The sequence below is a fragment of the Epilithonimonas sp. JDS genome, from assembly GCF_021261315.1.
Lineage (GTDB): Bacteria > Bacteroidota > Bacteroidia > Flavobacteriales > Weeksellaceae > Epilithonimonas.
The window spans coordinates 852,368-862,999 of record NZ_JAJSAX010000002.1 but is presented as its reverse complement, the minus strand read 5'-3'; the positions used below and the strand labels follow the sequence as shown (position 1 = coordinate 862,999).

At 38.4% G+C, this 10,632-nt stretch carries 12 protein-coding genes; 10 read left to right on the top strand and 2 right to left on the bottom strand.

Annotated elements, in window-relative coordinates:
• Positions 1-12: 12 nt before the first annotated feature.
• Entirely contained in the window at positions 13-1,377 is a 1,365-nt protein-coding gene (gene ffh, locus LUD75_RS10570; protein WP_232705630.1) for a signal recognition particle protein, read from the bottom strand.
• 902 nt (positions 1,378-2,279) lie between these two features.
• On the opposite strand from ffh, the gene LUD75_RS10565 reads away from it, so the two are divergent.
• From LUD75_RS10565 to LUD75_RS10520, 10 genes are all read left to right on the top strand, one after another.
• Complete coding sequence (locus LUD75_RS10565) at positions 2,280-2,531, top strand: AtpZ/AtpI family protein (RefSeq protein WP_232705629.1); 252 nt, start codon at positions 2,280-2,282, stop codon at positions 2,529-2,531.
• Positions 2,515-2,886 (top strand): hypothetical protein, encoded by a 372-nt coding sequence (locus LUD75_RS10560; RefSeq protein WP_232705628.1) that lies wholly within the window; start codon positions 2,515-2,517, stop codon positions 2,884-2,886. The genes LUD75_RS10565 and LUD75_RS10560 overlap by 17 nt, the downstream gene beginning before the upstream one ends.
• A 60-nt stretch (positions 2,887-2,946) precedes the next feature.
• Positions 2,947-4,062 carry a F0F1 ATP synthase subunit A gene (gene atpB, locus LUD75_RS10555; protein WP_232705627.1) on the top strand — a complete coding sequence of 372 codons (1,116 nt, stop codon included), beginning with the start codon at positions 2,947-2,949 and terminating at the stop codon, positions 4,060-4,062.
• Positions 4,063-4,100: 38 nt separating this feature from the next.
• Positions 4,101-4,292, top strand: a complete 192-nt coding sequence (atpE, locus tag LUD75_RS10550; RefSeq protein ID WP_027384648.1) for an ATP synthase F0 subunit C — start codon at positions 4,101-4,103, stop codon at positions 4,290-4,292.
• An 83-nt stretch (positions 4,293-4,375) separates the two neighbouring features.
• The gene (locus tag LUD75_RS10545) at positions 4,376-4,876 is read left to right on the top strand and encodes a F0F1 ATP synthase subunit B (RefSeq protein ID WP_185094383.1); all 501 of its coding nucleotides are present in this window, start codon (positions 4,376-4,378) and stop codon (positions 4,874-4,876) included.
• Between the two features lie 5 nt (positions 4,877-4,881).
• A complete protein-coding gene (atpH, locus tag LUD75_RS10540; RefSeq protein WP_034975837.1) occupies positions 4,882-5,418 on the top strand; it encodes an ATP synthase F1 subunit delta in 537 nt (178 codons plus the stop codon).
• A 17-nt stretch (positions 5,419-5,435) separates the two neighbouring features.
• Positions 5,436-7,013 (top strand): F0F1 ATP synthase subunit alpha, encoded by a 1,578-nt coding sequence (gene atpA, locus LUD75_RS10535; protein ID WP_034965218.1) that lies wholly within the window; start codon positions 5,436-5,438, stop codon positions 7,011-7,013.
• A gap of 88 nt (positions 7,014-7,101) precedes the next feature.
• On the top strand, positions 7,102-7,974 hold the full coding sequence (gene atpG / locus LUD75_RS10530; RefSeq protein WP_232705626.1) for an ATP synthase F1 subunit gamma: 873 nt from the start codon (positions 7,102-7,104) through the stop codon (positions 7,972-7,974).
• A 417-nt stretch (positions 7,975-8,391) separates the two neighbouring features.
• Positions 8,392-9,747 (top strand): hemolysin family protein, encoded by a 1,356-nt coding sequence (locus LUD75_RS10525; RefSeq protein WP_232705625.1) that lies wholly within the window; start codon positions 8,392-8,394, stop codon positions 9,745-9,747.
• Between the two features lie 15 nt (positions 9,748-9,762).
• Positions 9,763-10,065: an ATP-dependent Clp protease adaptor ClpS gene (locus tag LUD75_RS10520; RefSeq protein WP_232705624.1), complete on the top strand. Its 303-nt coding sequence runs from the start codon at positions 9,763-9,765 to the stop codon at positions 10,063-10,065.
• Between the two features lie 3 nt (positions 10,066-10,068).
• Here the strand turns inward: LUD75_RS10520 and LUD75_RS10515 are convergent, their stop codons facing one another.
• The gene (locus LUD75_RS10515) at positions 10,069-10,593 is read right to left on the bottom strand and encodes a hypothetical protein (protein ID WP_232705623.1); all 525 of its coding nucleotides are present in this window, start codon (positions 10,591-10,593) and stop codon (positions 10,069-10,071) included.
• Positions 10,594-10,632 lie beyond the last annotated feature (39 nt).

Below are 10,632 nucleotides of genomic sequence, written 5' to 3'. Positions count from 1 at the left end.
AGTTTATAAAATTTATTTCCCAAACAACCCACCGCCCATTCCTGGCATATTCGGCATTTTGCTCATCATCTGCATCATTTGTTTACCTTGAGGGCCTTGCATCATTTTCATCATTTTTCCCATTTGGTCAAACTGTTTCATTAATGCGTTTACGTCTTCGATTTTTCTTCCGGCACCTTTAGCAATTCTCTGTTTTCTGGATACATTAATAATAGAAGGTCTTCTTCTCTCGTCTGGCGTCATAGAATGGATAATGGCTTCGATATGTTTGAAAGCGTCGTCATTAATGTCCACATCTTTGATTGCTTTCCCAACACCTGGAATCATTCCCATCAGGTCCTTCATATTACCCATCTTTTTGATCTGATTGATCTGCTTCAAGAAATCATCAAAACCAAATTCATTCTTAGCAATCTTCTTATGAAGTTTTTTCGCTTCCTCTTCATCAAATTGCTCCTGAGCTCTTTCCACCAAGGAAACAACATCTCCCATTCCAAGGATTCTGTCCGCCATTCTTTCCGGGTAGAAAAGATCCAAAGCTTCCATTTTTTCTCCCGTCGAGATGAATTTGATTGGCTTCTCCACAACAGAACGGATTGTCAAAGCTGCTCCACCTCGCGTATCACCATCCAATTTCGTAAGGACAACACCGTCAAAGTTTAGCGTATCGTTAAAAGCTTTCGCCGTATTCACCGCATCCTGACCTGTCATAGAATCTACAACAAACAAGGTTTCATTCGGCTGGATTGTGCTATGAACAGACTTGATCTCGATCATCATCTGCTCGTCAATTGCCAAACGTCCCGCCGTATCCACGATCACCGTATCAAAACCATTTGATTTTGCATAGTTGATGGCGTTGGATGCGATAGAAGTTGGATTTTTATTTTCAAGTTCTGTGTAAACTTCAACATTGATCTGTCCACCAAGAACTTTCAACTGGTCGATTGCCGCAGGTCTGTAAACGTCACAAGCTACCAAAAGTGGTTTTTTGCTACGTTTTTGTTTCAGGTAATTCGCCAATTTTCCAGAGAACGTCGTTTTCCCAGAACCCTGAAGTCCAGCAATTAAAATAACGCTTGGTTTCCCGGAAAGGTTGATGCCTTCCTGGCTTCCACCCATCAATTCCACCAATTCGTCGTGAACGATCTTCGTCATCAATTGTCCCGGCGTAAGAGACGTCAGAACGTTTTGTCCCAGCGCTTTGTCTTGCACGCGTTTCGTCAGGTCCTTTGCAACTTTGTAGTTCACATCGGCATCTACGAGTGCACGTCGGATTTCTTTTACAGTTTCTGCAACGTTGATCTCAGAGATCTTTCCGCGGCCGGAAATATTATGAAGCGCCTTATCTAGCTTATCTTGTAAACTGTTGAACATAACTTTGTGTAATATATTAAGGTTGCAAAAATAAGAAAATTTAAGCAAAGGAAATAGTTTCAGTCATCACTTATCGATCATCATTTATCATTTATTTTATTTGACTCCGTCGAACCTGAAGGTTTGGGCAGCTATATCCGTCTTCCGCTCCCTCCCGATTTTACATCGGGATCCGTTCAAGCCGGGCTGCAGATTCATTATAAAGCAGCTCTTGCCTACTATGAGTAAAATTTAAAACAATTTTTAAGTTCAGTCGGGTTAAGAATTTAATAACATATACAAAGCAGTAGAACTGCGACCTGTAGGATCAATCGATAATTGTAATTGTGGTAAAGAATTTAATAATATGTACAAAGCCGTAGAACTGCGACCGGTAGGATCAATCGATAATTGTAATTGTGGTAAAGAATTTAATAATATGTACAAAGCCGTAGAACTGCGACCTGTCGGTAGGGATCAATCGATGATTTTAATTTGAGGTAAAGAATTTAATAATTTGTACAAAGCCGTAGAACGGCGACCTATCGGTAGACATCGATTGATCAATGCAATTTGAGCTCCAGAGGAGCGACCTTTAGACAGATTCATTTTTAATTAAGAAATTATAATAGTATTTCTTCAGAATGTTTTAATCAACTCAAAATATATTTACACACAGATATTCATCAAAATATATTTTTGACTTTCCTAATGCTTTTAACAGGTCGCTCCTCCGGAGCTTTGTTTGTCGTGGTCATTGGTTTCTACTAACAGGTCACCGCTCTGCGGTTTGTAATTTTTACGATAATAATCTTAACCCGATTTAGATAAATTAATCCCCGTTTCAAAACGTCGGATCATAAACTTCCATCTTCCGACATCCGACTTCAAACTTTAATACTTACTTTTGCAAAAATCAAATTTTGGAAGACAAACAAAACAATCCTTCGAGTGCATTGCGGAAATATGGGAAATATTCTTCCGTGGTTTTCCAGATGCTGTTCATCATCGGGATTTCATTTTGGGGCGGACATCAGTTGGATCTGTATTTCGAAACTGGCTCCAATGTTTTGGTTCTGGTCATCGGACTTAGCGGACTTTGTCTTTCATTATACACCACATTGAAAAGACTCGAAATTTTAAATAAAGAAGAAGAAAATGCAAAACAAAAGTAACATCGTCATCAGTGTCTTATTTTTCTTGACATTTATCATTCACTTCTCGATTTGGAAGTTCGTTTTCCATCTGGATGAAGTCACAATTATCAAGTTTTATCTCTTCCTAAGTGTCATTTTTATGATGATGATAACACTACTTTTGATCATCAACAGAACCTTCCCGCAGTTCGTCGGAATGTCTGTCATAGGACTGATCTTGGTGAAATTTGGATTGATGTATCTGATCAAGAATAAGCTTCATTTTGAGGCAATTCCAAATTTCAAATTCCATTTTATCATTCCATATTTTGTTCTCACTGCGCTGCTTACCTATTATGCAATACAGTTAATTAATTATGACAAAAAACAGTAAATTAATTCTTCAAAAGAGAAAAAATAGTCTATTTTTGCAAAACGAAAAAAAAATCTATCGATGCTAAAGAAAACAGCAATTTTATTTTACAGTTTATTCACGTTTGCAACGGCTTTCGCTCAACACGAAACTGTTGAAAACCAACACGGTAAACCTGTAACTGAAACGCCTGCACTTTCTGAAAAAGATGAGAGAGCAAATGTAGTTAAAGAATTTGTGGATCATCACATTTTGGATGCTCACGACGTTGCATTGATGGTAAAAGATGGTCACCACATCGGTTTTCCATTGCCGGTAATTATTTATGACGAAGGTTTTCATACGTTCATGAGTAATACAGAAGGCGTAGATGGTCACGAGTTTATCCACGGTTCTCCGGTAGAAAGTGATGGTAAATTCTACACGCTTCACCACGAAAAAATCTACAGAACAGACTCAAAAGGAACTTTGACTTTAGATAAAGATCATCACCCAACTGAAAAAAGAGTTTTAGATTTATCTATCACAAAAAGTGTTTTGGTGATTTTCTTGGTAGCAGTTTTAATGCTGATTATCTTCGGAGGAATGGCAAGGTCTTATAAAAAATCTTTGGTGCCTTCAGGAGCTGCGAAATTCCTTGAGCCACTTATCATTTTTATTAGAGACGATATTGCTATTCCAAACATTGGACATAAGTACAAGAGATTTATGGGTTATTTATTAACTGTATTTTTCTTCATCCTATTCTTGAACGTTTTAGGTCTAATGCCTTTCGGAATCAATGTAACTGGTAACATTGCGATTACATTCTTCCTGGCAATCCTGACTTACTTGATCACAACTTTCTCAGGATCGAAAGATTACTGGAAACATATCTTCTGGATGCCGGGCGTTCCTGTACCAATGAAGTTTATTATGATGCCAATCGAATTGTTGGGGACTTTGACAAAACCATTTGCATTGATGATTCGTCTTTTCGCCAATATGACAGCAGGTCACATCGTTGTAATGACGTTGATCGGATCTATTTATATTTTCGAGAACTGGATCGCAGGTGTTGCATTCCCGTTCCTGACATTGGTTATTTATTTACTGGAAGTATTAGTGGCGTTTTTGCAGGCTTATATTTTCACGATGCTTTCCGCTTTGTTTATCGGAATGGCAGTGGAGGAGCACGATCACGATCACGCTCATTAATTAAATTAGAATAAAACAATTTTTAAATTATATACATTATGGAAATTCCTAGAATTATTGGTGCAGGTCTTATTGTACTAGGTGTAGGTATCGGTCTTGGAAAAATTGGTGCTGCTGCTCTTGAAGCGATCGCTAGACAACCAGAGCAATCTGGAAAGATCCAAACTGCTATGCTTATTGCTGCTGCACTTGTAGAAGGTGTTGCTTTCGCTGCGTTGTTCGCATCATAAGCCAAAAAACAAACATTGTTACAGCGGTTGGCTGTAGCAATGTTTTATATTTAAAAATTTTCAAAAAAAATTAATCTAACGATATAATGGAATTACTTCATCAGTTTTCATCAGGATTGTTTATCATCCAGTCCATCATTTTTTTAGCTTTGCTTTTCTTATTAGGGAAGTTTGCCTGGAAACCAATTCTTAAATCAATAGACGAGAGAGAAACATCTATCATCGATGCTCTTAATCAAGCTAAATTGGCTAAACAAGAAATGGCTCAGCTGAAAGAAGATAACGAAAGAATCCTTCGTGAGGCTAGAGCTGAGAGAGATGGTATCTTGAAAGAAGCTAGAGATATGAAAGATAAAATCGTAAATCAAGCTAAAGACAGCGCTAAAGTTGAAGGCGAAAAAATGATCGAAGCTGCTAGACAATCTATCCAGACTGAGAAAAATGCTGCAATGGCAGATATCAAAACTCAAATTGGAACTTTGTCTGTAAGCATCGCTGAAAATATCCTTAAAGAGAAATTGGACAACGATGGCGCTCAAAACGCTTTGGTGGAAAATATTCTTAACAAATCTAACCTTAACTAATAAAGATGTTAACATCTAAAGTAGCTAAAAGATACGCTCAAGGTCTATTGGACTTCACGCAGGAGTCTGGTAACACAGATGCTGTTTTCGGTGAGATGAAGGATATTGTGAAAATAATGTCTTCTTCCAAAGAACTGAATCAGTTTGTGAATACGCCGATCATTGATGCAAAAAAGAAAGAAGCGATCGCTTTGGAGATCTTCAAAGATTTCTCTCCGGTTTCGAAGAACATCATCAGATTGGTCATCAAACAAGGCAGAGAATCTCAGCTTAGAAATATCGCTCAGGAATTCATCAATAAAGTTGAAGACATCAAAGGTACACAACGTATCTCTTTGGTAACGGCTTCTCCTTTGTCGCAAGAAAATATTCAGAAGATCATTACGGATTCCAAAATGGTCAATGTTTCCAACTATGATTTGGAAACGATTGTAAAACCAGAGATCTTGGGAGGTTATATCCTAAGAGTGGGAGATCAGCAGATCGATGCATCAGTAAGAACAAAACTGGGCAATATCAAAAAAGAATTTCAACTTAATTAAGAAAAAACAACCATATAATGGCAGAAATAAATCCGGCAGAAGTATCAGCGATACTGAAGCAGCAATTAGCAAATTTCGATACTCAATCTAACGTAGAAGAAGTTGGAACTGTATTAACCATCGGTGATGGTATTGCCCGTGTTTACGGTTTGGAAAATGTGCAGTACGGAGAATTGGTAAGATTCCAAGCTGGTGTAGAAGGTATCGTACTTAACCTTGAAGAAGATAACGTTGGGGTTGCACTTCTTGGTGAGTCCAAATTGGTAAAAGAAGGTGATACTGTAAAAAGAACAAACAGAATCTCTTCTATCAAAGTTGGTGAAGGAATGCTTGGTAGAGTTGTAGATACTCTAGGTAATCCTATCGATGGTAAAGGACCGATCCAAGGAGAACTTTACGAAATGCCATTGGAAAGAAAAGCGCCGGGAGTTATCTTCCGTCAGCCGGTAACAGAGCCACTTCAAACTGGTATCGTTGCTATCGACTCTATGATCCCTGTAGGAAGAGGACAAAGAGAGTTGATCATTGGTGATAGACAAACTGGTAAGACAGTTGTGGCTATCGATACCATTATCAATCAAAAAGAATTTTATGATGCTGGGCAACCAGTATATTGTATATATGTTGCAATTGGGCAAAAAGCTTCAACTGTAGCACAGATCGTTAAGACATTAGAGGACAAAGGTGCCTTGGCTTACACGGTGATCGTTGCGGCTAACGCTTCTGATCCGGTTCCAATGCAGGTTTATTCTGCAATGGCAGGTGCATCTATCGGTGAGTATTTCAGAGATACTGGTCGTGCAGCTTTGATCGTTTATGATGATCTTTCAAAACAGGCGGTTGCTTACCGTGAGCTTTCTCTACTATTGAGAAGACCACCGGGACGTGAGGCTTATCCAGGTGACGTTTTCTACCTTCACTCCAGACTATTGGAAAGAGCGGCAAAAGTAATTGCTGATGATACGATCGCTTCTCAAATGAACGATTTGCCAGAATCTCTAAGACCGATCGTAAAAGGTGGTGGATCTTTGACAGCACTTCCAATTATCGAAACTCAGGCTGGTGACGTTTCTGCATATATCCCAACAAACGTAATCTCTATTACAGATGGTCAGATCTTCTTGGAGACAGACCTTTTCAACTCAGGAGTTCGTCCGGCGATCAACGTTGGGATCTCTGTATCCAGAGTTGGTGGTAATGCACAGATCAAATCAATGAAAAAAGTTTCTGGTACATTAAAACTTGACCAGGCTCAATACAAAGAATTGGAAGCGTTTGCAAAATTCGGTTCTGATTTGGATGCTGCTACAATGGCGGTGATCTCAAAAGGAGAAAGAAACGTGGAGCTTTTGAAGCAACCGGTGAACTCTCCACTTCCGGTAGAAAACCAAGTAGCGATGATCTACGCAGGAACTGAGAATCTATTGAGAAACATCCCTATCAAGAAGGTGAAAGAATTCCAGGTAGAATATGTGGATTTCTTGAAAAACAAACATCCAGAAGTAATGGCAGCTCTTAAATCCGGAAAAATTGATGATCAATTGACTGGCGTTTTGAAGCAAGTAGCGACAGAACTTTCTGCGAAATACAACTAAAATTGGTTGTCGGTTGCTAGTTGTCAGTTGATGGACATTTCCTTGGACTGACAACTATCAACTATCAACTATCAACCAAATTATAAGAATGGCAAACTTAAAAGAAATACGAGGCAGGATTACATCTATATCTTCTACGATGCAGATCACAAGCGCTATGAAAATGGTTTCCGCTGCGAAACTGAAGAAAGCGCAAGATGCAATCGTGATGCTAAGACCTTATTCTGAAAAACTTCAGGAGATCATACAGAATGTAAGTGCGGCGTCTGATGCAGAGAACATCTCGGAATTTGCATTGGAAAGAGAAGTGAAAAAAGTGCTTTTCATCACCGTGACTTCCAACAGAGGTTTGGCTGGAGCTTTCAACTCATCTGTGATCAAAGAACTTAACATCCAGTTTTCTGCAAACGAAAACAGGGAGATAGAAGTTTTGACAGTAGGTAAAAAAGCCTTCGATGCGGTGAGAAAAAACAAAACAGTTTACGAAAACCACAGTTCACTTTTCGACAATCTTTCTTTCGATCACGTTTCAAATATGACGGAGAAGGTAATGTCAGACTTCAAAGCGGGTAAATTTGATAAAGTCTATGTTGTTTACAACAAGTTTATCAACGCAGCAACGCAGGAGGTAGTGACAGAGCAGGTTTTGCCAATTTCATCAGCAACAGAAGAGAAAGCTGGTTCAGCAGATATCAATGTAGATTATATTTTCGAACCGGGCAGAAAAGAGATCCTTGACGTTTTGATCCCAAAATCCATCAAGACTCAGATCTTCAAAGCCATTCTGGATTCCGTAGCATCAGAACACGGTGCAAGGATGACAGCAATGCACAAGGCGACCGACAATGCAGACGCGCTTAGAAGTGATTTAAAAATCTTCTACAACAAAGCAAGACAGGCAGCCATCACCAACGAAATATTGGAAATTGTTTCCGGAGCAGAAGCGCTCAAGAACAGTTAATAAAGATAAAGTTAAAGTTAGTAGTTAGTTATAAAAAGCATTGAGGGTCAAACTTCAGTGCTTTTTATTATTTAGGACAGTTTGTACCAATTGAATTATTTTATTTGGGAAGCTATTTAGACATTCGTCGAAACCTATTTATTGTTTTTTATGGCAGCTTTTCCGCCTTCCGTTCCCGCTTTTTTTGCCCACGCTTTTCCAACTCCAAAAAAGAGCTCCACTCAAGTCGGGCTGCAGCTTCAACATAAAACACACTTCAACATAAAAACACATTGTTGTTCTTAAAAATTCCCCTCCCTTGGAGGGGATTCAAAAATTCGAAAAATTTTTGACGGGGTGGTTTATCACACTTCTAACATCTAATTACCAAGTTAAAAAAAATATCTATCTTTGCACAGATTGTATATACAACATTAAATGGATTCTGATAGTTTAATCAAACTTCTCATAGCATTATTTTTAGTTCTTCTAAATGGCTTTTTCGTAGCCGCCGAATTTTCAATAGTAAAAGTACGTTATTCCCAAATTCAGGTGAAAGCCGCTGAGGGAAATGCAGTTGCCAAACAAGCCGAGAACATCATCAAGAATCTTGATGCCTATCTCTCAGCAACACAGCTGGGGATCACACTCGCTTCGCTTGCATTGGGTTGGGTAGGAGAGAGCGCACTGCATCATATTATAGAAGCCACATTCCATTCTTTGAATATAGAATTGGCGGCGGCAACGGTAACCACTATCTCTGTCGTTTGTAGTTTCTTATTGATCACGATCATGCACATCGTCTTCGGAGAATTGGTTCCTAAATCAATTGCCATCAGAAAGTCAGAAGCGACTACGCTTTTCATCGCTTATCCATTGCACGTTTTTTATAATGTCTTTCGTCCATTTATCTGGTTGATGAATTCATTATCCAATGCGTTCCTGAAATTAATAAAAATATTTCCAGCTTCGGAACACGATATTCACTCAACCGAGGAATTGCAGTTGTTGGTAAAACAATCGGCAGACAGCGGCGAAATTGAAGAAGAAAACTACGAGATCATCAAAAATGCATTCGATTTTACAGATCACAATGCAAAACAGATCATGATCACGAGACAGAATATCTCGTCCATCGATATCAATGAAGATCCAGAAGATATCATTAATGAAATTATGGATAGCGGATACTCGAGAATTCCGGTTTACGAAGGCTCTATCGATAATATTATTGGGATTTTCTACACGAAGGAAATTATCAGAGAATATATTAAAAGCAAAGGACACGTCACTCACGAAAGTTTGAGGGGCTTTATGAGAGAAGCATTCTTTGTGGTCGGCAGCAAAAAAATATCAGACCTTCTGAAAGTTTTCCAATTAAAGAAACAGCATTTGGCAATCGTGATCGATGAGTTTGGTGGAACAGAAGGAATCATTACACTAGAAGATATTCTGGAAGAATTGGTTGGAGAGATCCAGGATGAGGAAGACGAGGAAGAAAAGATCGTAGACAAAGTGGGCGAAAATATCTATTGGGTAAAAGCAACGCAACCATTGGACGAGATCAATGAGCAGCTTCCGAAGAATATTCCGCCATCTGAAGAAGGGGAATACAATACGCTTGCAGGCTTTATCTTGAACGAATTACAGGATATTCCGGAAGAAAATCAGGAATTTGATTATGGATATTACCACTTCAAAATCCTGAAGATGCAGAACAAAAGTGTGGAATTGGTTGAGCTTTTATATAACAAACCATTTTTGGAAGATATAACAGACGAGATCACTGAATAATTAAATTTTATTAAGATGAAAATCTATAATAATAAATCTTATGACGAGCCAAAACGCCAGTACGAAGAAGAAGTAGCGGTTTTGGAGATGGAAGATGAAGTCTATAAGATCGTCCTCTACAACGACGACGTCAACACCTTTGATTTCGTGATTGAATGTTTGATCGATATCTGTGAACACACTTTGGAACAGGCAGAGCAATGTACAATGCTCGTTCATTACAAAGGAAAATGCACCGTGAAAACAGGCGCTTTGGAAAAATTGAAACCAATGCATCAGGCATTATTAGATAAAGGTCTTAGTTCTGAGATTGTCTAAATTTTATTTTTTCTCAATATCCGAAAAATCAGTTTCGAGATAAAAGTTACTGAACTCGTAGCCAGGTGTCATCGTATTCAAATTGGCAGAGACCAGCTTCCCACTGAATTTGACTTCACTATTTTTTTCAATTTTATTTAGTTTTTTGAACAGTTCACTTTGCTTCGAAATGGGTTTTACCTGTGCAAAAGAAAAGTAATCCTGATCGCCTTTGTCATAGGTATTTTCTATTCCGATTCGCATTATGACCGTATCTTTTGAATAAGCTTCGTTTTCATCCAGATCCAGCATTGTTATTTTTCCACTCCAGTTTTCTGCGGTCTTGATAGAATCTATTTTCTTGAAATATTTCTCTTTGATACTTTGTATTTTCTGTGGCGAATCAACGCTTGATTTGGCCTCTTTGTTACAAAGTTTTGTGAATGCAATTAATTGGTTTTGAAGTTCAGAATTGTCCTCCGATTTCTCACACGAGAGGCATAATGATATCAAAAAACAGAAAGCAATTAGCCAAAGATTTCTTTTCATAGATGAAGTTTATCGTTGGGATGCAAATTTTATGCTATT